Below are 23,777 nucleotides of genomic sequence, written 5' to 3' on the forward strand. Positions count from 1 at the left end.
GGGTGGGGCTGACGGGGAGGGGGAGACCCCTCCCCTGGCTTGCGCAAAGATCCGCACACCCATCACCCCGCCCGGCCTTCGGCCACCTCCACCGCCCCGGGGGGGCGGGGGCAGTCATGGCGATACCCAAGGGAAAGCCGTGCCCCGGATTGCAATCAAGCGGGAACACCGGGATGAGATCTCAACAAAGTTGAGTATCAGTTGTTTCGTAGGGCACTACCCCTTCATCGAGGGGAGGGGAGTCCTTGTTGTCGAGGCGGACGGCGACGTATACCGCGATATCGGGACCGGGTGACGTCTCCGGTTCCCGCCCCTGGAGAGAGCGGCCGGGGCCGATCAACCCCCATTATCCGGAACACCAGATTAAAATCCCCTGAAAGTCAACTAAATTATATTAACTGATTAACTCTCGATATAAAACTATCACATTTAATTATCTGAAGCCCGATACTTGAATTGAGAGTTATGCAAAGACGAACCCTATTTGCCGTTGCGGCCGTCATGGTCGCTTTCCTGCTCATCTGCGGCTGTACCGGGACGACAATCGGCCCGGACCCTGTCAGCGCGGAGAAACAGCAGCTGCGTATCGCTACGACGACGAGTCTCGATGACACCAAACTCCTTGAGCGTCTCAGCACGATCTTTGAGGAGCAGTACAACGCCGAGGTGCTGGTCGTCTCCGCCGGAACCGGTAAGGCGCTCGAGTACGGGCAGCGGGGCGACGTGGACGTCCTGATGGTGCACGACCGTGCGCGTGAAGATACCTTCCTCGCTGACGGCTACGGAACCAACCGGCGTGTGTTTGCCTACAACTACTTCGTCCTCGTCGGGCCCGAGTCCGACCCGGCAGGCATCAAGAATATGGAGCCCAAGCAGGCGTTTGCCACCATCCGGGAGAAGGGAATGGCCGGCGAGTCTGGCGTGACCTTCGTCTCGCGTGGTGACGCCTCGGGCACGCACGCGAAGGAGCAGGCCATCTGGAAGGCAGCCGGACTCAACTACTCCACAGACGTGCAGGGCTCCGGCGACTGGTATCTTGAGGCCGGAAAGGGCATGGGTGCAACACTCACGATGACCAACGAGAAGCAGGCCTACACCCTCTCCGACATCGGCACCTACCTTGCTTACAAGGGCGACCTCGAGCTCGCGACGCTCGTAGACGAGGGCGATATCCTGCTCAACGTCTACTGCGCCATGCAGATCAACCCCGAGAAGTACCCCGACATCAACAGCACCGTCGCGAAAGACTGGATCAACTTCATGATCTCCGACGATGTCCAGAAGGAGATCGCCTCCTTCGGTGTCGACAAGTACGGCCAGCCGCTCTTCTACGCCGCCCAGAACGACTGGGAGAAGATCGGCGTGACCAAGGCTGAAGTGACGGATCCCATTCTGTGATCCGGCCAACCAACCCTGATTCCCACCTATTTTTTGCCGCCGACCGACCACAATAGGAGCAGAGCATGTACGAGATCATCGAGGGATTCCTGGAGGCGGCGAGACTCATCATCACGCTCGACCCCGACGTGATGGCCATCGCCGCGAGAAGCATCATCGTCTCATTCACTGCAACGATCTTCGCCACCCTGATCGCCGTCCCGCTCGGCGCTGCGATCAACTTCGGCACGTTCCCCGGCAAGAGAAGTCTCATTAACCTGATCCAGACACTCTACGCGCTCCCCACCGTCATCGTCGGGCTCCTCATATTCCTGCTCATATCCCGTGTCGGGCCGTTCGGATCGTTGCGGCTGCTCTTCACCCCGACCGCCATGATCATCGCACAGACGGTGCTCATTCTGCCGATCATGACCGGCCTCACGATATCCGCGCTCTCGGGAGTCGATCCGGTCATCAGGGATACCCTCTACTCGCTCGGGGCCACGCGCCTCCAGTTCCTCACAAACATCATGAAGGAAGCCCGGTTTGCGATCCTCGCGGCCGTCGCGGTCGGGTTCGGGCGGGCAATATCCGAGGTCGGAGCGGCGATCCTGGTCGGCGGCAACATCATGGCGTCGTCCTTCATGGGTTCAACCCGGGTGTTGACGACGGCGATATCGCTTGAGACATCGATGGGAAACATCCCCCAGTCCATCGCGCTCGGGATCGTCCTTCTCGTCATCGCCCTCGGCGTCAATCTCGCCATAACCACGGTGCAGCACCGGTGATACCATGATTGAACTTGTAAACGTCTCAAAACGGTTCGGTGACGCGGCGGTGCTCAGCAGCGTCACCGGGCGGATTGAAGAGGGAGAGATATTCGCCATCATGGGACCGAGCGGTGTCGGAAAATCGACCCTGTTACGGCTCCTCTGTCTCCTCGACACCCCGACGGGAGGAGAGATACGGATCAACGGTATCGATATCCACGCGAAGGGGGAACAGAACCTCCGGACCCGCCGGATGATAGGGATGGTCTTCCAGAAGCCTGCCGTCTTCAACTCAACCGTCTCTGAGAACATAGCCGTCGGCCTGTGGTTCAGGGGGGTGGGGAAGGCAGCGATCCGGGAGAAGGTCGGGGATGCCCTCGAGATGGTCGGTCTTGCCGGCTACGGAGAGCGGAGAGCGCGGACGCTCTCAGGGGGAGAGATGCAACGGGTGGCTCTTGCACGGGCGATGGTGATCGAGCCGGAGATCCTCTTAATGGATGAGCCGACCGCGAATCTCGACCCGGTCTCCGTGGAGAAGATTGAGGAACTGGCCCGCCACATCAACCGCGACCTCGGCACGACGATCGTACTCTCGACCCACGACATGTACCAGGGGCAGCGACTCGCCCACCGGATCGGCGTGCTGATGAACGGGGGGTTTGCGCAGGTGGGAACCCCGCGGGAAGTCTTCACCGTGCCCGCGAGCCGGGACGTCGCCCGGTTCATCGGCATCGAGAATATCATCGCAGGGACCGTTGTGGCTGGCGGGAACGGCACCTCCGCCATCGATGTCGGCGGCACCCGGGTCCGGGCAAGATCATCGTTCGGAGAGGGGGAAGAGGTCTGCCTCTGCATACGGTCAGAGGATATGCGGATCGTCCCGGCGGTCGGGGGGGAGGCTGTCCTCGACGGGAACTCCCTTCCCGGCACCGTGGCCTCTATCGTGCCGCGCGGCCCGTTCAGCAGGGTGACGGTCGACTGCGGATTCACGCTCTCGTCGGTCCTCTCCTGGAAGGTGGTGGACGACCTGGAGATCCGGGAGGGGAGCCGGGTAGTTGTTTCGTTTGCAGCGGAGTCGGTCCATGTTGTCAGGGCAACGCACCTTCATGCTCCAGGGCGCGTGTAGGGTTGTGGTGTCGGGGGCTCACGCGAAGCCCGCGAAGGGTGGTGAACCCGGTTGCCGGGTCCCGGGCTGCTAATCGCCGGAGAAGTGTCAGTTCGCCCCCTCTACAACCGCTATCCCTTCGTCGGTCAGCCCGTAGAGCGCATATACAATCCGGTCGATCTCGGCGTCGGCCTCCGCGCACGCCCCCACCAGCCGCGACTGCTCTTTTGGTGAATACCGGGGTTCGGGGTGGGCTTTAGATCTGGATACCTGCCCGGGCAAGGGCACCCCTGATGGAGGCAAGCTCCTTTTTGATCTCTTTGAATTCGTCGTCAAGGTACTTCCCGGTATCTCTTCGGAGCCCTACAATCTCTTCTTTTGTCTCAATCCCGATCTGGAGCATCTGATCCTGCTTATCCAACATCTGGTCCTGCTTATCTAATATCAGGTCCTGTTTTTCCAACATCTGGTCCTGCTTATCGAGCATCTGGTCCTGTTTCTTCAAATTCAGTTCAGAATTCTCCAGTGTCTGGTACATGATGGTGCCGGCAAAATCGACCCTCTCAAACAGTTCCTCCTGGAGATCTCCGCGGATGATCTCAAAGGTCGTGAACTCTCCGGTTGCCTCCTGCCATTTGATGGTAAATGATTTGACCGCAATTGGATAGCGGACAATATTGATCCTGTTGATGAGAGCGCGAAGATCCTCTTCACTCCCCTCTGCGACGATCTCGACCTCACCGATATCGAGGTTCTTTACATACCCGGAGATATCCTTGTCAAACGTCTCTTTGTAGACGTGCTCCCGAAACCCGACCCTCTGAACCCGCCCTGCTGCAACGGCAGAAAATCGTTTCATCAGGGGTAAATATGAATGGGGGAGATAAATAGTTTCTTCTGGGCCGCTTAGCACCCGGCAGGCTGTGTTCCGGCCCCTCTCCTCCCCGGCCCGACAGCCTGCCTGCAGCCTCTATACGTATTCCCGCGCCGCGAGGTGCTCCCGCACCCCGACAAGGTAGCGGTCCAGCCGCCGCCTGAACTCCCCGGGGGGGAGTGCCGGAGATCCCCGGCGAGTTCCACCTCAACCGGATCGAGCTCGCGCGGGCAGCGGAAAGGTATGTGCACACCCTCATTTGGCCCGGCGATCCTGTGATGGCACCGGAGCGGGGTGAACCCGCGGGCCGGGCGCGCCGGAGGGCCTTCCGGTCGGCGGAGAGGTCCCGCGGTGCGGAGAGAACCCCGGCCGGCACCCGGCGCACGACCCGATCCAGGGCGTCGAGGAGAGTCCCAGAGCGTTCCGTAACCCCCGGGATCGCCTCCGGCAAGGGCGGCCCGGGGTACTGGGGGGTGCCCCTCATGACGAGATGGACCCCGCCACGCCCTTAAATATCCGCACGGACCATCATTTCTACAATGGAACTGACCGTCCTTGCGAGCGGGAGCAAGGGAAACTGCACCTATCTGCGAGGCGAGCGGGGTGCGCTGCTCATCGACGCGGGGCTCTCCGCCCGCGAGACCCTCCGCCGTCTTGCAAACGCCGGCGGAGATGCAACGCTCGTCGAGGGGATTCTTGTCACTCACGAGCATATCGACCATATCCGGGGGGCCGACGTGCTAGCACGGAGACTTCATGTGCCCATTTACGCGACTGGCGGCACGCTTGAGGCATTTTACGAGAAGTGCGGCGCGACGTCGGCAGAAGTCCGGCGGTGCCGATACGGTGAGCCGTTCTGTGTGGGCGACTTCTCGGTCGAGCCCTTCGCCGCCTCTCATGACGCACGGGAGCCCTGCGGGTTCTCTGTCGCTGAAGGCGACCTCCGCGTCGGGTGCTGCACCGATACGGGCACCATCACCACTCCCATCTTCGACCACCTCGCAGCCTGTGACGCCGTCCTCCTGGAGAGCAATCACTGTCCCGATATGCTTGAGAACGGTCCCTACCCTGCATACCTCAAGAGCCGGATACGGTCAAAACGCGGACATCTCTCAAACCCGGATGCCGCCCGGTGCCTGCAGAGGCTCGCTGATCACATCCAGATGGCGATGCTTGCCCACGTAAGCGAGATCAACAACACACCGGAGAAGGTGCTCCTCTCCGCGCTCGAAGGGCTCGGGTTCTACTCCGATCAGGTCGCGGTCACCGTGGCGCCCCAGGACCCGGGCCCGGTGCACCCGGAGTCCTACGGCTTTCGGCTCTGACCGCCCACCCATCCTCACATATCCTGAAACGTGCAGATCATACCGACCACGGTACCCGCGGCATCGATGATCGGGTCGGCGGAGATGCAGACCGGCTGCCTTGAACCGTCGTTTCTCACGAGCGTCGCTCCCTCGACGCACTCTGCAGACCTGCCCCGCCCCAGCACCTCCTCTGAGAGAAGTTCCCGCGCATCGCCGCCCAGAAAGAGGGACCATATCGGTTTCCCGGCCAGTACCTCTCCCGCATAGCCGGTCAGGCGCTCGGCTGCCCGGCTGACGATGACGACCGTCCCGGAAGCGTCGGTGGTGATCCTTGCCTCCTCGGCTTCAGCCACTCCCAGGGTGCCCTGCTCGATCGATGAGTCCAGCCACTCTTCTGCGGCCCTCCGCTCAGTCGTCTCGATGCAGTAGAGGAGGTGTTCGAGCCGCTGATTCGCACGTTCGAGTTCTGCAGTCCGCTCGGCAACGAGGTCTTCCAGGTGCTCGCGGTGCCGATGCAGTTCCTGCTCCGCCTCCTTCCGCTCCGTGATCTCCCTGATGACAGCCATCAGGCGCATCCCGTACAGCGGCATAACCCGGGCTTCGTAGTGCCGGAGCGCCCCGGCTTCAGTGTGGCTGAACTCCAGGGATGCAGCAGGCGCATCCGTCCGGACAGCCTGTTGCAGTGTATCCAAAAGCGCCTCTCCGACGTCTCCAGGGAACACGTCCTGCACCCGCCGCCCGAGCAGTGCCTGGGAGACGAGCGGCACCTTCGCCAGCCTGCCGGCCCTGAAGTCGAGGATCGTGCCGTCCGTGTTCAGTTGAAGGAAAAGGTCGGGAAAGGCTTCGATCACCGCGCTCAGTTCAGATGTGGTCTGCCTGAGATGCTCCTCGGTCAGAACCTGTTCGGTGACGTCCCGGACGACAAGCAGGATGCAACCATCCCAGACCGGCGCCCGCCGGAACTCGAGATCGCGCACTGTTCCATCCCGGCAGACAACACTGGCGACCAGAGCGTTCCGGTCGCCCTGGAGCAATTCCTGCCCCATATCCTGGACGTTCCGCCGGTATGCCGGGTTCGGGTGGGCACGCTCGAACCACGCAGAGAGCGTCGGGACATCCTCCCGGGTATACCCGGTGATCCTGGTAAACGCCGGGTTCAGGTACCGACACCCGCCCCCACTGTCCACCAGAGCAAGTCCATCCGGCACCTCACGGAGGATCGAGAGATACGCACCCAGGAGAGGGTGCGGCGATTCACGGGGTCCCCGGAGACCGTCGGCACCGGGTGCTCCCCTGCCGGTACCTGGAATAGTATTATTTCCCGTCATTGTAACCGATCCTCCCCGGTATATTCATGTATTCGGGCTCGTAAATGCCGTCCGTAGAAAGTTTTGCTTATTGATACGGATAAACTAATCGTTATGATTCTCCCCCTCATACCCGGGATCGGCCCATTTAGCGAATTATCCAGAGGGCTAACGGAGATCCGCCATCGATAGAAGACACCCGCCAATACAGGAAAGGCACGCTGAACTGCGCATCACCAGGCCCGGGGGTCTTTCCGTTGCGAGGTCGTCACTTCCCGATCTTCAGGATGTGCGTACAGTACTGGTCGACGCTGGTGAAAAAAGCAGATCTCGCCCGTTTCGCCCGGTCTTCATCGCCTTCGATGAAGTCCCGGAGGATGTACTCCAGTACCGTGACGTAGTAATCCCACCCGGACGAGGCCTTCTTCGCCTCCTCAAAACAGAGGTAACTCTCGGTCTTATGGTTGCACATGACCTCGAGCACGGTGTCCAGCATCAGGAGCAGGTGCCGGGGAAACTGCTTCAGGAGCGCGAGCTTCCGGAAACTGGCATAGAATCCCGGCTGTGACCCGAGAATCGCGAGTTTCAGCCCGAAGTAGATCGGCTCATGGTCATCAGGATACTGCTGCATCATCTGCTTGACGACGGCAGCGGCGCTGCTCCCGTTGCGCTGCTCCACATGGGCGTTAAACGCCTCGACCAGGAAGTGCTTATTATCCGGGAACCGCTCCGTGGCCAGGTCAAGGAGGTGCCGGCGGCGTTCGATGTCTCCCTCGTGTCTTGCCCGCACAACCCCGATATGGTAGAGCTCCGGTTCGCTCGGGAACCAGGTGAACGCCAGGTCCAGCATGAACCAGAAGATCAGGTTCAGCCGGGCATCCCTGCGGTCGAAGACCCTGAGTCGGTTGAGCGGGGCGCGTGACCGGGAGAGATTCAGCATCTCCTCACGGGCACGGAGTTCCCCGTCGTTGGGGCGAAGACCCTGCTTCCCGCTGGTTGCCAGGGAGAGAGCGTAGTAACAGTAGGCGATGGCGGCGTTGACCCGCCCGTCATAGTTCCTGTAGCGTGCCAGGTACTCGATCGCCTGATAGTAGTTGCCGGTATCGATCAGTTTGAGGCCCACAGCCACATCGAGGGTTGCCCGCCCTTTTCTCCGCCGCTTGTTCCCCATGGCATGCCGCAGGATCTTCTCGAAGAGTTCTGCCGTAGGGACCGCACGTGTGGTGTTGAGGAGCGTGAAGGTGATTGCATCGATGAAGTCGTCGTAGGACCCATCGTCCAGACCGGGAAACGTCCTATCGAGGGTGGCGGCAACGTGCCCGAAGAAGACCGGCAGGTTCCCTTCCACCTGGTCGATATTCTTTTCGATGTAATCGTTCATGGTAGTCCGGAGCTGCTCAAGCCTCCTGTTCCGGAGCGCTTCGGGCTGCCAGGCATCTTCCATACACTTACAGGTGTTCAGTGGATGTGATAGTTGTTTTTATATGATTCCGGGGTTCAGCCGATCTACGGATATGTCCACGCCCGATTCGCCGTTTGACGCCGACCGCGTCCCTTCCCGGAAATGGCCAACGGCCACCCGGCACAACGGTCGGCTGCGCGAAGAGAATGCTGCACCAGCCATGATAGTCACAACGCTTATCCCGGCTGACCCCAAATCCTCCCGCAGATAGGTGTGGTCGCGTGGGCTACATTGACGAACTAAAACAGATCGGAAGGGATGCCAATCCCTTCTTTACGCTGATGGGTATAGAAGTGGGCGAGTTTCGCAACGGGCGCGCCAGCCTCACCATGGATGTCCGGCCGGATATGCTCAACGGTGCCGGCTGGCTCCAGGGCGGCGTCTACGTGGCGCTCGCAGACGAGGCGATTGCGCTTGCGCTCTACACGCTTCTCGCTGATAACGAGGAGATCGCCACGATCGACGAGCACACAAGTTTCATAAAAGGCGTCAACGCCGGGACGATTGTCGCAACCGGCAGGATCATCCGCAAAGGCCGCCGGGTGGCGTTTGCAGACGGGGAGGTCCGGGATGCGGCGGACGATACACTCCTCACCCGGACGTCGACATCGTTTGCAGTCATACGCCGATAGCACTGTGGTGGAAGCCCGGCAAAACCCCCATCACGCCGGCAGGGAATCTCCCGAAGATGCCGGAACAATACATTCTCAATACTCAGGATCACATATATGAGATAGAGTCTCTGGAACAACCGGAGGGGAACGAGAGCTTGAAGTATATCATTGTAACCGGCGGCGTCATGAGCGGACTCGGGAAGGGCATCACCACCGCGTCCATCGGCCGCCTCTTAAAAAATCGCGGCTACCAGGTAACGGCGGTGAAGATCGACCCGTACCTGAACATCGATGCCGGCACCATGAACCCCGCCCAGCACGGTGAGGTCTTCGTCCTCTCTGACGGCGGGGAAGTCGACCTCGATCTCGGCAACTACGAACGGTTCCTGAACATCAGTCTCAAATCGATCCACAACATCACGACGGGGAAGGTATATCGGAACGTCATCGAGAAAGAGCGGCGTGGAGATTTCCTCGGCGCGACCGTCCAGATCATCCCCCACATCACCGACGAGATCAGGCACTGCATCGGCCGTGCGGCAGAGGAGAAGATCAACGGCGATAAGGTGGCCGAGATCTGTCTGGTGGAGGTCGGCGGCACGGTCGGCGACATCGAGAGCATGCCGTTCCTTGAGGCGGTCCGCCAGATGCACGGCGAACTCGCTCCACAGGACGTGCTCCTGGTCCACGTCACCCTGGTCCCGGTGGATGCCATGGGCGACCACAAGACCAAACCCACGCAGCACTCGGTCAAGGCGCTCCGGGAACTCGGGCTGCAACCCGACATCATCGTGGGCAGGAGCAGCGAGGTGATCAGCCCGCAGACGAAGAAGAAGATATCCGCCTTCACCGACGTCCCGGTAAAGGCCGTGGTCTCCGCAAAGGACGTCCCCGACATCTACCAGATCCCTGTGGAACTGGAGAAGGAAGGACTTGCTGACGTCGTCTGCAGTTACCTGGCCCTCGAGAACAGGGAGCCGGACACAGTATGGTACCGGGTCGTCTCGCAGGAGTACACGAACCGGGTGACGGTCGCCATCGTCAGCAAGTACGGGATCGAGGACGTCTATATGTCCATCAAGGAGTCGCTCAAGCACGCCGGGAGGGCGCTCTCCACTGAAGTGAACATACGCTGGCTGGATGCGGAGACGTTCGACATCCGCGACCTCGCCGACGTCGACGGCATCCTGGTCCCGGGCGGTTTTGGCAAACGCGGCATCGAAGGCAAGATTCGGGCGATCCGGTACGCGCGCGAGAACCAGAAGCCCTACCTTGGCCTCTGTCTCGGTTTCCAGCTCTCGGTGATCGAGTATGCGCGGCACATCCTTGGCATCAGTGACGCCACCAGCGAAGAGATGGGACCCGGGACGCACGTCATCGCCCTCCTCCCCGAGCAGGAGGAGGTCTCCGGCCTCGGCGGGACGATGCGCCTCGGGAACTGCAACGTCACCCTCAAGGAGGGCACGATGGTGGCCGGCCTCTACGGGAAGACCGGGATCGTGGAGCGGCACCGGCACCGCTACGAGGTGAACCCCAAATTCATCCGCGACCTCGAGGGCGCCGGACTTGTCTTCTCAGGCTCCTGTGGAGAACGGATGGAGGTCTGCGAGCTCACGGACCACCCCTTCTACCTCGCCACACAGTTCCACCCCGAGTTCAAGTCGAGCCCGACGGATCCCTCTCCGCCTTACATCGGCTTTGTCACCGCGTGCAAAAAGAACAAGATATCTTCCCAGACCAGATGAGATGACAGAATGGTAGACGTTGATAAGTTTATCGACCAGGCAGTCCGGCAGATACGCGATACTGCCGGTGAAGATAAGGTCGTGATGGCACTCTCCGGCGGCGTTGACTCTTCGGTCTGCGCGGCGCTCGCAGCCCGGGCCATCGGTGACGCGCTCGTCCCGATATACGTGGATACCGGCCTCATGCGGAAAGGGGAGACCGAACGGATACGGTCCCTCTTTGCCGACACAAACCTCCATGTCGTGGATGCAGGCAATGAGTTCTTCGAGGCGCTCAGGGGTATCACCGATCCCGAAGAGAAGCGCAAAGCCATCGGTGAGAAGTTCATCAGGATCTTCGAGCGGGAGGCGAAGCGCACCGGGGCAACGATGCTCCTGCAGGGTACCATCTACCCTGACCGCATCGAGAGCGAAGGGGGCATCAAGAGTCACCACAACGTGGGAGGCATGCCTCTTGATATCAAGTTCAAAGGCGTCATCGAGCCGCTTGCCGACCTCTATAAGGATGAGGTCCGCGAGGTGGCCGGCGGGCTCGGGCTCCCGGCGGAGATCCAGCACAGGATGCCCTTCCCGGGACCGGGACTTGCCGTCAGGATGCTCGGCGAGGTGACGAGAGAGAAGGTCGCGATCGTGCGTGAAGCAAACGCCATCGTCGAGGAGTGCCTGGTGGAGAAGTTCCGCCCCTGGCAGTGCTTTGCCGCGCTCCTCGGCCTCGGGACCGGGGTGAAAGGAGACGTCCGGCTCCATGGCTGGATCGTTGCAGTCCGGGCCATTCAGTCCAGGGACGGCATGACCGCCGAACCCCTGCTCCTCCCCTATGATACTCTCACTGAGATGACATCCCGTATAACCGCCGAGATCCCCGGCGTCGCCCGGGTGGTCTACGACGTCACCCCGAAACCGCCGGCGACGGTCGAGTATGAGTGAGGAAGACATGACAGAAGATTCACGGGTGCTTGATGCACGTTACTATATGCCCGCGTTCGGCAGGACGATGAAGGTCGTCCGCGGTGCGGGGTCGCGCGTCTGGGACGACCAGGGACGGGAGTACATCGACTGTGTGGCCGGGATCGCGGTCTGCAGCACCGGCCACTGCCACCCGGCAGTGGTAGGGGCGATCTGCGACCAGGCCCACCGGCTGATCCATTGCTCGAACCTCTATTACGTCCCGAACCAGGCGGAACTGGCAGAGAAACTCGTTGAGATCGCCGGGCCGGGAAAGGCGTTCCTCTCGAACTCCGGCGCCGAGGCAAATGAGGGCGCAATAAAACTCGCCCGCGTCAGGACCGGGCGGAAAAAGTTTGTTGCGTTCACCCACGGGTTCCACGGCAGGACCTGCGGGTCGCTCGCCGTCACCCATAAGCCCGCCATCAGGGAACCGTTCGAGCCGCTCTCGCCCGCCTGCACCTTCGTGGACTACGGCGACCTGGACGCCCTCGCGGCGGCCGTCGATAAGGATACCGCCGGAGTCTTCGTCGAGCCGATCCAGGGCGAAGCCGGCGTTCTGATCCCGCCCGACGACTTCTTCCGGGGCATCCGGGAGATCTGCGACGATGCCGGCGCACTGATGATCGTCGATGAGGTGCAGACCGGTATGGGCCGGACCGGGAAGTGGCTTGCCATCCAGCACACCGGCGTTGCCCCCGACATCGTCACGCTTGCAAAGGGGCTTGCGAGCGGATTTCCCATCGGAGCGCTCGTCGCCCGTGAGGGGCTCGAGTTCGGGCGGAGCGAGCACGGCAGCACCTTTGCCGGAGGACCGCTCGCCTGCGCGGCGGCACTCGCCACCATCGGCGTCATCGAGGGGATTCTCCCCAGTGTCGCAGCGAAGGGCGAGCGGTTCATGACGGGCCTCGCCGCCCACAACCCCCGGGGCCGCGGCCTGATGATCGGCATATCGGTCGGTGACCGGTGCCCTGAGGTGCAGCGTATCTGCGCCGAGAACGGCGTGCTCGTCAACTGTGCCGCTGACGGGAACCTCCGGCTCATCCCGCCGCTCGTGATCACGGATGCGGAGATCGATACGGCTGTCGGTGTCATCAATGCGGCGCTTGGTTAGAGCGTGCTTCTCGGGCTCGGAGGGTTACTCCTACGCAAAGTCGGCGGAGGACGTCGCGCGGGAGCATGGCATCGACCGTGTGGCACGCCTTGCAAGCAACGAGAACCCCCGCCCGCCGTCGCCCGCCGCCGTTGAAGCGGCAGCGGTGGCCCTCCAGGCCGCAAACCGCTACCCGGACACACGGGCGGCGCCCCTCATCGATGCGCTCCGCCGCTACCACGGTGACTACCGGTTCGTCACCGGTGTGGGCATGGACGGCGTCATCGAGACGGTGATCCGGACAGTCGTCGAGCCCGGGGAAGCGGTGGTCGTCTCGACCCCCACCTTCTCTTTCTACGGGCTCGCGGCCGCGGCGCACGGCGCCAGGGTCATAAACGTCCCCCGCCGGGAGGACTTCTCGGTCGATCCGGAGGTCTTTATCGAAGCCTGCCGGGGGGCAAAACTCGCCTTCCTCTGCTCCCCGAACAACCCGACGGGAAACTCGGTCCTGCCGGAGATGGTCGAAGAGATCCTCGAGGAGATGGAAGGGCTGCTCTTCCTCGACAACGCCTACATCGACTTTGCGGATATAGACTACCGGCCTCTCATGCGGCGGCACGAGAACCTGGTCCTCGGGCGGACGATGTCGAAGATATTCGCCCTCGCCGGGCTCCGGGTCGGCTACGCCTTTGTCCCGGAGTGGCTGGAACCGTTCTACCACCGGGCGGCGACACCGTTTGCGTTAAGCTCGGTCTCCGCGGCGGCGGCCGTCGGGGCTCTCGCCGACACTGACCGGGTGCGCGAGACCTGCGACCACGTCAAGCAGTGGAGGCAGCGGTTCCTCGACGAGGTACCGTTCCGGACATACCCCTCGGACGCAAACTTTGTCATGATCGACGTCGCTCCAAGAACAGGCGACGAGGTGGTGGAGCGCCTCGCGGCGAGAGGTGTCCTTGTTCGGTCCTGCACCAGTTTCCCGGGGCTCGGCAACCGCTACATCAGAGTCAGCATCGGTGAAGACTGGGAGAACGTTCGATTCCTCGAGGCGGCGAAGAACCTATGATGACAGGCGTCACCGGCACGCCGGGAACCGGAAAGACATCCATCGCGGCCGAACTGGCGCAACGAGGTCACCGGGTCGTCAGACTGACCGATACGGTGAAGCCCTACATCATCGAGGAGGACCACTGCCGCGAGACCCTGGTGGTGGATGTCGACCGGTGGGCAGCTGAGTTCAAACCGGTCGACGGGATCGTCGAAGGCCACCTCGCGCACCTTCTCTCCTGCGACCGGGTGGTGGTGCTCCGGTGCCGTCCCGACGTCCTGCGAGAGCGTCTTGCCCCGAGGGACTACCCCTCCGAGAAGGTCGCAGAGAACGTCGAGGCGGAAGCGCTCGACGTCATACTGATCGAGACGCTCGAAGGCCACCCGGACGAACACGTACTGGAACTGGATACGACTCATCTCAACGTCGGAGAGTGTGCGGACCGGATCGAACGGTTCATACGGGGAGAACTGCCCGCATCCTGCGGGTCCATCGACTGGACCGATTATCTGGAGCTCGGCACATGACGCTGGACCAGTTCCGGCCGCATGTGCAGGGCATTGTTCAGCCCGTGGTAGATCTGGCGAGGAAGATCGGGATCACCCCGAACGGACTCTCCCTTGCGTCATTTCTCGTATCTATCCTTGCGGGTATCGCATTCTATGCCGGGGGAGTCGCGCTCGGCGTCGTCATGGTCGCCTTCAACGCTGTCTTCGACGCGCTTGACGGAGCGCTCGCCCGGGACATGGGAATCGCGGGCCTCCGCGGGGACTTCCTGGACCACGTCATCGACCGCTACGCCGACATATTCATCATCACCGGCATCTTCGCAGGCGGCGCCGCATCCTGGCCGATCGGCGTCTTCGCCCTGACCGGGGTCCTGATGTCCTCATACCTCGGCACCCAGGCACAGGCTGTCGGGGTCGGCAGGTTCTACGGGGGCCTCCTCGGTCGGGCGGATCGCCTGGTGCTGATCATCATAGCCGGCACGCTCACGGTGCTGATCCCGGGAGAGATCTACGGTCTGAACTACCTCGGGTGGCTCCTCGTCATATTCGGCATTCTCGGGCACTACACCGCCTTCCAGCGGTTTGTCCACGTCTGGCAGCGGATAGAAAAAGAGTAGGCGCCCTCACGGGTTGAGGGCATAGATGCCGTAGGTGAGGTAGGCCGCAAAACTCACCCAGATGAAGTAAGGCACGAGCAGCGCCGCTGCAGGCACCGATACACGGTAGGAGGCGCCGATCGTCATGAGGATTGCAACCCAGAGGAGCACGATCTCCAGAAGGGCGAAGAACGGTGCCTGCAGCCCGAAGAAGAGATACGACCAGAGGACGTTCAAGGCCAGCTGGACGGCAAAGATCGCCATAGCGACCTGCACGTTCTTCTGCCCCCACCCCTTGCTCCAGACGATATAGAGCGCGATGCCCATGAGGATGAAGAGCATCGTCCAGACCGGGCCAAAGACCCATGCCGGAGGGTTCAGGGCGGGTTTTGCAAGAGCGGCGTACCAGGTGGGTATGGCCGGCGTTGTGAAGACCGACCCGATCAGCCCTGCAAGGAGGCAGACCGCGATCGACACAGAGAATTGGATAACCCGGATATAAGCAGATGCCACGACGCTAAGTGGTAAATCCTGACCTTTAAACCTTTTGATCTCGGTGGAGAGTGTTAGCCCCGGACCTGACACAAAGCCAACGGCATACCGCTCCCGCCCGGGCAGGAGGGATTCTCTGGGTGAGGAAACCTGGGCATGTTCACCACAAGCGGCAGGAGGCCCCGTCCTTCAGGGCGGGGTAGTTCACTCGCACTCTTCCCTGGCCGGATGCTCTTCGTCCTCGTCGTCGTCGCTCCCGGAAGGGAGAACCTCGCGGAGGGTAAACCTGAACGCCGCACCGAGATCCGGCCGCCCTTCAACCCGGTCTTCCACCCGGATGGTACCCCCGTAGCGCTTGACGAGAGTGCGGACAATGAAGAGCCCGAGCCCGTCGCCGCACCCCCCGACCCATCCCCGCTCGAACCGGTGGAATATAGACTCCTTCATGGAGTCGGGTATGCCCGGCCCGGTATCCTCAACAGAGACCAGCACGCTCTCGCCGTCATAATCCTCCACCCGGATGGCGATCCTGACACCCGGACCGCCGAACTTGACGGCGTTCCTTATGAGGTTCGAGAAGACCTCGGAGAGGAGATCATCCGCCCAGACCTGGCAGGGAGTATCCCCGAACTCAATCGCAACATCCGGGAAGGCGGTGACCCCCTCCCTGATGACGACTTCAAGGTCGACCGGCCCGACGTCAGGCGAATCGTGGTGGATGCGGCGAATCGTTGTGACGTTGCCGATTATCTCGGCGCTCTTACGGACGCTGCTCCGGATCTTCTTCGCATAGAGCGCGGCCTCCCCCCCCAGCATCTCGATGAGGAGATCAGCGTAGAGGCTCGAGACGTTCTCGGCATTCTTGATGTCATGCGTCATGATGTCCAGGTAGAGGTTCGCCTCCCGGTTCGCCGCTTCCAGTTTTTTGTGCAGCATGCCCTTGAGGATACCTGACCCGATCTCCTTTCCTATCGTCTCAAGGAGCGTCCTCTCTTCGCGGGAGAAGGATTTTTTTGTCCTGCTGCCGGCGTATACCGCCCCGACGACGACCGATTCGGCAATGAGGGGGACACACGCGAGCGCCGAGACATCGATCTCCTGGAGTATGCTTGCCTCGATGGAGTTGAGGTCAGGCTGTCGTTCTATGTAGCGGGGCTGGCCGGCGATGAAGATGAAGTTGAACGGCCAGTGATGGACCTTGATCACACGGCTCCGGGGCATACACGATTGCGGCACCCCCTTCTGGTACTGCAGCAGGGCTCGTTTTCGCTCGGCATCAAGCATGTAGACGATGCCGACGTGAAACCCCATCAACTCGAGCGTCTTCTCAAGCGACTCCTCCAGGAGTTCGGCAAGAGAGAGGGAGGTTGCCGAGACGCTGATCACCTGGTTGAGAACCATGAGCTGCTCATTTCGGATACGGAGTTCCTCTTCGGCCCTTTTCCGTTCAGTGATATCCATCACGCCGGCAATCGAGCCCCGGAACTCGCCGGTATCACCTACGAACGGGGAGACGATCAGCAGTGTGGTGATGAAGTCGCCTTCCTTCCGGATGAACTCGCACTCGTACTGTTCCCGGGTTCCGTCTCTCCGGCGGTTCAGGCGGCCCTGCATCACGGCGCTGCAGGATGGGGAGAGGAAAGAGCAAAACGGTCTTCCAATCATCTCTTCCGGGGCATAGCCGAGCATCTCCGCCATCCGGGGGTTGACGAACGACGTGCAGGCCTCCGGGTCGATCACCCATATCCCCTCGCTGAGGCTCTCCACGACAAGCCGGTATTTCTGTTCGCTCTGTGTGAGTGCTTCTTCCGCCTGCTTCCGGTCGGTGATATCCAGCACACCGGCAAGACATCCTCCAAAGGCGCCGGAAGCATCGGTGATCGGCGACGTGACCACGAGCGCGTGGACGCGTCTTTCGTCGTTGCGGAGGAAGTCTAGTTCGAACTCCTGCCTCCGGTCGGTCTGTCGGCAGAACGGATTTTTTCCGCCCGGGGAGGTTCCGGCAATGAATCCGGCTATCGGCAGCCCGATCAGGCACGCAGCAGGAGAACCGAGGATCTCCTCCATACGCGGGTTTACGAAGGTGATGAGGCCAGCCTCATCCACAGCGAGGACACCTTCGTTGAGGTTCTCGACCAGCCTCCGGTACATCGCCTCCGAGTGCCGGAGCGCGACCTCCACCCGCGTCCGCTCCACCGCGTAGCTGACAGCCCGACAGAGCAACTCTGCATCCGTCTTCTCTTTGACCAGGTAATCCTGCGCACCGCGCTGCATCGCACGGAGTGCGGCACGGTCGTCTCCCACGGCGGTGAGCACGATGATCGGGATGTCGGGTGCTGCCCGGCGCAGGTGGTCGACGATCGCCGTCTTCCCGCCATCCAAGAGATCGAGGAGCACCACATCGATTCCGCTCTTCAATATCGCGACGGATTCGTTATCGGGGCCTTCACAGTGCCTTAAATCGATCTCACGTTCTTCAAGCATCTCCCGGATACTCCGGACGTCGCCAGGGCTTCCCCCTATCAGCAACACGCTCAACGGTTCGCTCATGGTCTCACTCGTATCCAGGGTCCGATACCCGTCCGTATCTACGTAAACTCAGGTGTCCCGGCCCGGGACGGTTTGTTCCCCGCTGCGGGGTTGCTCGCCGCTCCACCTGTACAGGCATGGTCGCACACGGCCGGATTCTCACTACTGTAGTACCGCCCTCGGGGAATTTATACCTCATTCTTCGCGTGCGCCCATCGCGCGGGTCCGGGGCCGTCCACCACGTTCCGGGAACTCTGTAGCGATGAGGTGCCCTGTAAGTAGAGATAATGACGGCAACAGTTATCCTGGAATGGGCATTGGCTTAATCTGCCACGGATTAGCCGATAAAAAAACGCAATATTTATCCTTAAATGAGACGTTCAATCGTAAATGTTTAGTTTTCATAAATACATTTCTCTGACGACGCTTTGCCTGGTTATTCCTGCTCTCCTGCTGCTTGTCGGCACCGCAACCGCTGCCGCGCCGACAGCGGCCTTCAGCGGCACCCCGACCTCCGGGGCCGCACCCCTGACGGTATCCTTCACCGACCTATCGGCCGGCAGCCCGACGGGGTGGGCATGGTTCTTCGGCGACGAGGCGTACACTGGAGCCTGGACAGTACAGAATGCAAGTTCCGGGTGGACGGGAAGAAACTGGCACAGCAGCGTTGCGCTGCCGGGCGGCAGCGTCCTCTTGATGGGTGGAGCGGACCTCACCGGATACCAGAACGACACGTGGCGGTCGGACGATAACGGCAGAACGTGGACGCTCGTAAACGCAAGTTCGGGGTGGGCGGCACGAGCCGATCACGCCAGCGTCGCGCTGCCGGACGGAAGCATCATCGTGATGGGCGGTTGTGATGCCGACTACATGCTTTTGAACGACACATGGAAGTCGACCGACAACGGCATGACATGGACACGATTACCCGATGCCGGGTGGTCGGCACGGTTCGGTTCCACGGCGGTCACGCTACCCGACAGAAGCATCATACTCATGGGTGGTAAGGACAGCGTGGGGTATAGAAACGATGTTTGGCGGTCGGACGATAGTGGCGCAACCTGGACGCTGGTGAGCAAGAGCCCTGGTTGGTCAGCAAGAGCCTGGCACACCAGTGTCGTGAAGCCAGACGGCAGTATCCTCATGATGGGTGGTGATGACGGCAGTAACAGGATGAATGATGTGTGGCGATCGGATAATAGCGGCGCGACATGGACGCAGTTACCCGGTGCCGGGTGGGCGGGAAGAGCCTACCACACCAGTGTCACGATGCCGGACGGCAGTATCCTTGTGATGGGCGGTATGGGTGCAACTGACCACAGGAACGACGTGTGGCGGTCGGATGATAACGGCATTACGTGGATGCAGTTACCCGATGCCGGGTGGTCGGAACGGCAGAACCCCACGGCGGTTGCGCTACCCGACGGGAGTGTCATAGTCATGGGCGGTTGTATCAGCAGATTCAATTGGAACGACACCTGGCGGTTCCAGCCCGCCGGATCGACGGAAGAGAACCCCACGCACACCTACACCGCTCCGGGAACCTACTCGGTGGCGTTGCAGGTGTTCAACGACAACGGCTACAATGCCACGCGGATGATCGATTACATCACGGTCACGCCCTCGGCTCCGGCAACAGCCTTCAGCGGCACCCCGACCTCCGGGACCGCACCCCTGACCGTGACCTTCACCGACCGGTCGGCCGGCAGCCCGACCGGCTGGGCGTGGTTCTTCGGCGACGAGGCGTATACCGGAGCCTGGACAGAGCAGAACGCGAGTTCCGGGTGGTCGGGAAGATTCGGTCACACCAGCGTCGCGACACTGGACGGCAGTATTCTCTTGATGGGCGGCTGCGACGATACCTACACCCGGTCAAACGACATGTGGCGGTCGAACGATAGCGGGAGGACGTGGACGCAGTTACCCGGCGCCGGCTGGACGGTAAGATTCGGTCACAGCAGCGTTGCGCTGCCGGACGGCAGCGTCCTCTTGATGGGTGGAGCGGACCTCACCGGATACCAGAACGACACGTGGCGGTCGGACGATAACGGCAGAACGTGGACGCTCGTAAACGCAAGTTCCGGGTGGGCGGCACGAGCCGATCACGCCAGCGTCGCGTTGCCGGACGGAAGCATCCTCGTGATGGGCGGTTGTGATGCCGACTACATGCTTTTGAACGACACATGGAAGTCGATTGATAAGGGGAGGACGTGGACGCTCGTAAACGAGAGTCCCGGGTGGGCGGCACGAATCTATCACACCAGCGTCGCGATGTCGGATGGCAGCATCCTCGTGCTGGGCGGTACAGACATCATGACCGCCTTCAACGACACCTGGCACTCGGACGACGGCGGCAGGACGTGGACGCGATTGCCCGATGCCGGGTGGACGGAACGATACCTGCACGCCGCCGTCGCGATGCCGGATGATAGCATCCTCGTGCTGGGTGGTATAGACGGCATGGCCGCCCTCAACGACACCTGGCGCTCGGACGACAACGGCAGGACGTGGACACGGTTGCCTGATGCCGGGTGGACAGGGCGACACGGCGTTACGGCGGTCGCGATGCCGGACGGGAGCATCGCACTCATGGGCGGTAGCGATGACGAAACCCTCGGGAACGACACCTGGCGGCTCCAGCCGGCAGGCTCGACAGAGCAGAACCCTACACACATCTATACGGCCCCGGGCACCTACCCGGTAACACTGCAGACGTCCAACGCCACCGGTTGTGACAGCACGCGGACGACCGGGTATATCACTGTTCGGCCATGGAACGATGGCGGGGGGGACAGCCCGGCGGTTATCCCCGTACAGCTCCTCACCACCAACGACGTGAACGTGGGCGGAAACTCCGCCGTGGCCCGGGTCAACGTCACCGGCACCGGGATCGGCGGGTTGATCGTCACCGGGACGGTGCGATCCTCGCCACCCGCCGAGGTTCCCCCGGCGCCGGGCAGCGCCTACCAGTACATCGACCTCGTGCCGGCCCGGTTCGGGAAGATCACCGGGGCGACAATCACGTTCACCGTCCCGGTCTTGTGGCTGGAGGAGCACGGCTTCTCCCCTGAAGAGATCGTGCTCTACCACTACAACGGCACCGCGTGGGAAGCTCTCCCGACCGTGGTCGAGAGCACCGCCGGGGCGACGGTCACCTTCACGGCAACCAGCCCCGGGTTCTCCCTTTTTGCGATCACCGGGATCAAGCAGGCCGGTGAAGTGACGACACCGACAGCGGCACAGACCACCGCGCGGGCGGTCGCTGAGCCCACCCCGGAGGAGACCACGGCCGCACCGGCCGGCGAACCGGTGCCGGAATTCCCGTACGGGACAGTCGCGGTCGTCGTCGGGGTTGTTCTGGTGCTCGCCGCCGGAGGCTACCTGATCCGGAGTTGGTGGCGGTACCGGCAGAATCCAGCGCTCTTCCGGGACTACGACTGACTCCGCGATCGATGAGATGAGACAGGGTCCCCACCATTTTTCGCAGGGGATTCTCAAGAGTCTCTATTATATAATATACTATTTTTATGGGAAGGAAAACCGAATCAATGGCATGAGAATCTCGTCCACCTCATTCCTGTGTCTGTGCGTCCTCGGTCTGCTCCTTATGGCCGCCGGATGCACGCAGAGCCAGCCCGACACGGCCGCTTCAACGCCGGGAAGCCCCGAACCCGGGAACTACACCTCGAACGAGACGCTCGTCGCCTTTGTCGAGAGCGCGGTTGCCTATGCACACGCAAACGGCAAAGAAAAGGCCCTTGCCGAGTTTTCCGACCCGAACGGAACGTTTGTCCAGGGCGAACTCTACATCTACGCCTACGACTTCAACAACGTCGCCCTCGCCCACCCGTTTGACCCCGATAAGATCAGCGTGAGCCGGATGGACGAACTCGACGCGTTCGGCAACCCCTACACCCGGCAGTTCATCGACGCGGCGAAGAACGGATTCGGATTCGTCCGGTTCTATTACATCAACCCCGCGCACAACCGAACGGTCGAGTCGAAACTGGGATACGTGGTGAAGGTGGACGAGGACTGGTGGCTTGGCTCCGGAACCTACACGGGGCCGGCACCCACCCCCGTGCATACGAGCCCCGCGACCATCCCCGATCTCACCGGCAACTGGACTGCATCCATGGCAGGATATGAAGAGAGCATGGGATTCTCTGACTATCCCACCGTCACGATGACGATGACGATGACGATCTCCGATCAGCATGACCGGATCGTCTCCGGCTATACCGTATTTACTACCGCGAACGGCACGGAGACGCGGACGCCGATCGCCGGCGTTATCGGGCGTGACGGCAGGACCCTCGCCACCGCCGAGCAGGACGGCGGGTACTGCTTCGGCGAGATCGTAGGGCCAGACGAGATCCAGCTGACCTACCTGCAGGACGGACCGCAGTACGGCGTCGCGATCGACTCGCTGAAGAGAATTTAACGCTGTTTCCCATGCTGGAATCACACATTTTTTCTCTGACACCAGTCCCGAAGTCATGCGGCTGGGGCTCAGACAGTTCCACGATGGCTCAGGGACCGTGATGACCGGGCCTCACGCGAAGCCGCGAAGGGCGCGAAGAATGTATGGTTGTTAGGGTCCACCCTGTTTCAATCCTTGTTGTCCTGGATCAGCCTCTTCGACGGCAGAACCATTCGCTGAAGATATGCGTGATTTGATGTTTCAATCCTTGTTGTCCTGGATCAGCCTCTTCGACGAGAGCCGGAAAAACCGATCCGACCTACGCGGCAGGTTTCAATCCTTGTTGTCCTGGATCAGCCTCTTCGACAAACGGTTTGGCCGCGCAACTCGCTCGCGGCGAGGCTTGTTTCAATCCTTGTTGTCCTGGATCAGCCTCTTCGACCCCCGGCACCGTCTCCCCCTCCTACACCGTTGAGTTTCAATCCTTGTTGTCCTGGATCAGCCTCTTCGACGATCCGGATCAGTGCGGTTTAGGGACGGAGACTTAGTTTCAATCCTTGTTGTCCTGGATCAGCCTCTTCGACTGTGTCTGGATTTGATAGTATAGAGGATGTGGTATGTTTCAATCCTTGTTGTCCTGGATCAGCCTCTTCGACTCGTAGTAGATGAAGAGGAAGATATGGAGATGGAAGTTTCAATCCTTGTTGTCCTGGATCAGCCTCTTCGACGGTGAGGATGAAGATTAAACCCTTTTTACTATCAGGGTTTCAATCCTTGTTGTCCTGGATCAGCCTCTTCGACCTCGCCGGTTAGGGGGCTCCTTGCAATGCCCCTTCCAAGTTTCAATCCTTGTTGTCCTGGATCAGCCTCTTCGACATGCAAGATTGTGTCGAATATACTGTTTGATTATATGTTTCAATCCTTGTTGTCCTGGATCAGCCTCTTCGACAAACTCGACGATAACCAATTTAGTAATTTTCCAGTGGTTTCAATCCTTGTTGTCCTGGATCAGCCTCTTCGACCCCTTTGGAGAATCGAATCTCATTACCTGATAGGTTTCAATCCTTGTTGTCCTGGATCAGCCTCTTCGACTTTATATTCCGTATGTATCGGAATTTTCAGCAAAGTTTCAATCCTTGTTGTCCTGGATCAGCCTCTTCGACTATTTTACAATATCCTCTATAATCCACATTAATTGGTTTCAATCCTTGTTGTCCTGGATCAGCCTCTTCGACGCTATGCTGGTTTTGCCCCTACACCTACCCAAAAAGAGTTTCAATCCTTGTTGTCCTGGATCAGCCTCTTCGACACAGGGTTTGGCACGGCAGGGTCCGGCGATGTATGGGTTTCAATCCTTGTTGTCCAGGATCAGCCTCTTCGACGGAAATAGCAGACACATTAGTGTATCACCGTTTTAGTTTCAATCCTTGTTGTCCTGGATCAGCCTCTTCGACTTGATGTGAGTTGGTTTTAATTCTCTTTTACTTTTCAGTTTCAATCCTTGTTGTCCTGGATCAGCCTCTTCGACTTCGTTCTAACATACACGTTAGTTTTACCAACTTCAAGTTTCAATCCTTGTTGTCC

Annotated in this window: 20 protein-coding genes and 1 CRISPR repeat array; of the genes, 14 read left to right on the forward strand and 6 right to left on the reverse strand. The window is 60.7% G+C overall.

Annotated features, from left to right (window positions below):
- The first annotated feature begins 139 nt into the window (after positions 1-139).
- The 4 genes from BP846_RS11645 (at position 140) to BP846_RS11660 (ending at position 3,273) form a co-directional block, all read left to right on the forward strand.
- On the forward strand, positions 140-295 hold the full coding sequence (locus BP846_RS11645) for a hypothetical protein (protein ID WP_292395586.1): 156 nt from the start codon (positions 140-142) through the stop codon (positions 293-295).
- 170 nt (positions 296-465) lie between these two features.
- Positions 466-1,398 carry a substrate-binding domain-containing protein gene (locus tag BP846_RS11650; RefSeq protein ID WP_292395588.1) on the forward strand — a complete coding sequence of 311 codons (933 nt, stop codon included), beginning with the start codon at positions 466-468 and terminating at the stop codon, positions 1,396-1,398.
- Positions 1,399-1,463: 65 nt separating this feature from the next.
- Positions 1,464-2,165, forward strand: coding sequence for an ABC transporter permease (locus BP846_RS11655; RefSeq protein ID WP_292395590.1), 702 nt, complete (start codon positions 1,464-1,466; stop codon positions 2,163-2,165).
- 4 nt (positions 2,166-2,169) lie between these two features.
- A complete protein-coding gene (locus tag BP846_RS11660) occupies positions 2,170-3,273 on the forward strand; it encodes an ABC transporter ATP-binding protein (RefSeq protein ID WP_292395592.1) in 1,104 nt (367 codons plus the stop codon).
- An 87-nt stretch (positions 3,274-3,360) separates the two neighbouring features.
- Here the strand turns inward: BP846_RS11660 and BP846_RS11665 are convergent, their stop codons facing one another.
- Positions 3,361-3,534: a hypothetical protein gene (locus tag BP846_RS11665; RefSeq protein WP_292395594.1), complete on the reverse strand. Its 174-nt coding sequence runs from the start codon at positions 3,532-3,534 to the stop codon at positions 3,361-3,363.
- On the reverse strand, positions 3,509-4,111 hold the full coding sequence (locus BP846_RS11670; RefSeq protein ID WP_292395596.1) for an acylphosphatase: 603 nt from the start codon (positions 4,109-4,111) through the stop codon (positions 3,509-3,511). The genes BP846_RS11665 and BP846_RS11670 overlap by 26 nt, the downstream gene beginning before the upstream one ends.
- 554 nt (positions 4,112-4,665) lie before the next feature.
- Here BP846_RS11670 and BP846_RS11675 point away from each other — a divergent pair.
- A complete protein-coding gene (locus BP846_RS11675) occupies positions 4,666-5,451 on the forward strand; it encodes an MBL fold metallo-hydrolase (RefSeq protein ID WP_292395597.1) in 786 nt (261 codons plus the stop codon).
- A gap of 14 nt (positions 5,452-5,465) precedes the next feature.
- Here the strand turns inward: BP846_RS11675 and BP846_RS11680 are convergent, their stop codons facing one another.
- Complete coding sequence (locus BP846_RS11680; RefSeq protein ID WP_292395599.1) at positions 5,466-6,761, reverse strand: PAS domain S-box protein; 1,296 nt, start codon at positions 6,759-6,761, stop codon at positions 5,466-5,468.
- Between the two features lie 247 nt (positions 6,762-7,008).
- On the reverse strand, positions 7,009-8,184 hold the full coding sequence (locus BP846_RS11685) for a hypothetical protein (protein WP_292395601.1): 1,176 nt from the start codon (positions 8,182-8,184) through the stop codon (positions 7,009-7,011).
- Positions 8,185-8,423: 239 nt separating this feature from the next.
- On the opposite strand from BP846_RS11685, the gene BP846_RS11690 reads away from it, so the two are divergent.
- From BP846_RS11690 to BP846_RS11720, 7 genes are all read left to right on the forward strand, one after another.
- The gene (locus BP846_RS11690) at positions 8,424-8,834 is read left to right on the forward strand and encodes a PaaI family thioesterase (protein ID WP_292395602.1); all 411 of its coding nucleotides are present in this window, start codon (positions 8,424-8,426) and stop codon (positions 8,832-8,834) included.
- Positions 8,835-8,971: 137 nt separating this feature from the next.
- Complete coding sequence (locus tag BP846_RS11695; RefSeq protein WP_292395604.1) at positions 8,972-10,561, forward strand: CTP synthase; 1,590 nt, start codon at positions 8,972-8,974, stop codon at positions 10,559-10,561.
- A gap of 9 nt (positions 10,562-10,570) precedes the next feature.
- Positions 10,571-11,488, forward strand: coding sequence for a glutamine-hydrolyzing GMP synthase (guaA, locus tag BP846_RS11700; RefSeq protein WP_292395606.1), 918 nt, complete (start codon positions 10,571-10,573; stop codon positions 11,486-11,488).
- Between the two features lie 7 nt (positions 11,489-11,495).
- Positions 11,496-12,620, forward strand: a complete 1,125-nt coding sequence (locus BP846_RS11705; protein WP_292395608.1) for an aspartate aminotransferase family protein — start codon at positions 11,496-11,498, stop codon at positions 12,618-12,620.
- Positions 12,604-13,662, forward strand: coding sequence for a histidinol-phosphate transaminase (gene hisC / locus BP846_RS11710; RefSeq protein ID WP_292395610.1), 1,059 nt, complete (start codon positions 12,604-12,606; stop codon positions 13,660-13,662). The genes BP846_RS11705 and hisC overlap by 17 nt, the downstream gene beginning before the upstream one ends.
- Positions 13,659-14,171, forward strand: a complete 513-nt coding sequence (locus BP846_RS11715) for an adenylate kinase family protein (protein WP_292395612.1) — start codon at positions 13,659-13,661, stop codon at positions 14,169-14,171. Before hisC ends, BP846_RS11715 begins: the two co-directional genes overlap by 4 nt.
- The gene (locus BP846_RS11720) at positions 14,168-14,770 is read left to right on the forward strand and encodes a CDP-alcohol phosphatidyltransferase family protein (protein ID WP_292395614.1); all 603 of its coding nucleotides are present in this window, start codon (positions 14,168-14,170) and stop codon (positions 14,768-14,770) included. Before BP846_RS11715 ends, BP846_RS11720 begins: the two co-directional genes overlap by 4 nt.
- A gap of 6 nt (positions 14,771-14,776) precedes the next feature.
- Here the strand turns inward: BP846_RS11720 and BP846_RS11725 are convergent, their stop codons facing one another.
- Together BP846_RS11725 and BP846_RS11730 are read right to left on the reverse strand one after the other, a co-directional pair.
- Positions 14,777-15,262 (reverse strand): TspO/MBR family protein, encoded by a 486-nt coding sequence (locus BP846_RS11725; RefSeq protein WP_292395616.1) that lies wholly within the window; start codon positions 15,260-15,262, stop codon positions 14,777-14,779.
- 183 nt (positions 15,263-15,445) lie between these two features.
- A complete protein-coding gene (locus BP846_RS11730) occupies positions 15,446-17,791 on the reverse strand; it encodes a hybrid sensor histidine kinase/response regulator (RefSeq protein ID WP_292395618.1) in 2,346 nt (781 codons plus the stop codon).
- A 369-nt stretch (positions 17,792-18,160) separates the two neighbouring features.
- Here BP846_RS11730 and BP846_RS11735 point away from each other — a divergent pair, with 369 nt between their 5' ends.
- Both BP846_RS11735 and BP846_RS13085 read left to right on the forward strand, forming a co-directional pair.
- Positions 18,161-21,211 carry a kelch repeat-containing protein gene (locus BP846_RS11735; protein WP_292395620.1) on the forward strand — a complete coding sequence of 1,017 codons (3,051 nt, stop codon included), beginning with the start codon at positions 18,161-18,163 and terminating at the stop codon, positions 21,209-21,211.
- Positions 21,212-21,323: 112 nt separating this feature from the next.
- On the forward strand, positions 21,324-22,214 hold the full coding sequence (locus BP846_RS13085; RefSeq protein WP_349680783.1) for a cache domain-containing protein: 891 nt from the start codon (positions 21,324-21,326) through the stop codon (positions 22,212-22,214).
- 164 nt (positions 22,215-22,378) lie between these two features.
- Positions 22,379-23,721: direct repeats of the CRISPR family, unit length 37 nt; unit sequence GTTTCAATCCTTGTTGTCCTGGATCAGCCTCTTCGAC.
- Positions 23,722-23,777: the final 56 nt, after the last annotated feature.

This window comes from Methanoculleus sp. UBA303 (assembly GCA_002501655.1).
GTDB lineage: Archaea > Halobacteriota > Methanomicrobia > Methanomicrobiales > Methanoculleaceae > Methanoculleus.

Excerpts from the sequence above, each read along its gene's own strand:
- guaA (WP_292395606.1), top strand. The coding sequence starts at position 10,571 with ATGGTAGACGTTGATAAGTTTATCGACCAGGCAGTCCGGCAGATACGC.
- BP846_RS11660 (WP_292395592.1), top strand. The coding sequence starts at position 2,170 with ATGATTGAACTTGTAAACGTCTCAAAACGGTTCGGTGACGCGGCGGTG.
- BP846_RS11730 (WP_292395618.1), bottom strand. The coding sequence starts at position 17,791 with ATGAGCGAACCGTTGAGCGTGTTGCTGATAGGGGGAAGCCCTGGCGAC.
- BP846_RS11715 (WP_292395612.1), top strand. The coding sequence starts at position 13,659 with ATGATGACAGGCGTCACCGGCACGCCGGGAACCGGAAAGACATCCATC.
- BP846_RS11670 (WP_292395596.1), bottom strand. The coding sequence starts at position 4,111 with ATGAAACGATTTTCTGCCGTTGCAGCAGGGCGGGTTCAGAGGGTCGGG.
- BP846_RS11735 (WP_292395620.1), top strand. The coding sequence starts at position 18,161 with ATGTTTAGTTTTCATAAATACATTTCTCTGACGACGCTTTGCCTGGTT.
- hisC (WP_292395610.1), top strand. The coding sequence starts at position 12,604 with ATGCGGCGCTTGGTTAGAGCGTGCTTCTCGGGCTCGGAGGGTTACTCC.
- BP846_RS13085 (WP_349680783.1), top strand. The coding sequence starts at position 21,324 with ATGAGAATCTCGTCCACCTCATTCCTGTGTCTGTGCGTCCTCGGTCTG.
- BP846_RS11655 (WP_292395590.1), top strand. The coding sequence starts at position 1,464 with ATGTACGAGATCATCGAGGGATTCCTGGAGGCGGCGAGACTCATCATC.
- BP846_RS11650 (WP_292395588.1), top strand. The coding sequence starts at position 466 with ATGCAAAGACGAACCCTATTTGCCGTTGCGGCCGTCATGGTCGCTTTC.
- BP846_RS11720 (WP_292395614.1), top strand. The coding sequence starts at position 14,168 with ATGACGCTGGACCAGTTCCGGCCGCATGTGCAGGGCATTGTTCAGCCC.
- BP846_RS11685 (WP_292395601.1), bottom strand. The coding sequence starts at position 8,184 with ATGGAAGATGCCTGGCAGCCCGAAGCGCTCCGGAACAGGAGGCTTGAG.
- BP846_RS11705 (WP_292395608.1), top strand. The coding sequence starts at position 11,496 with ATGACAGAAGATTCACGGGTGCTTGATGCACGTTACTATATGCCCGCG.
- BP846_RS11680 (WP_292395599.1), bottom strand. The coding sequence starts at position 6,761 with ATGACGGGAAATAATACTATTCCAGGTACCGGCAGGGGAGCACCCGGT.
- BP846_RS11675 (WP_292395597.1), top strand. The coding sequence starts at position 4,666 with ATGGAACTGACCGTCCTTGCGAGCGGGAGCAAGGGAAACTGCACCTAT.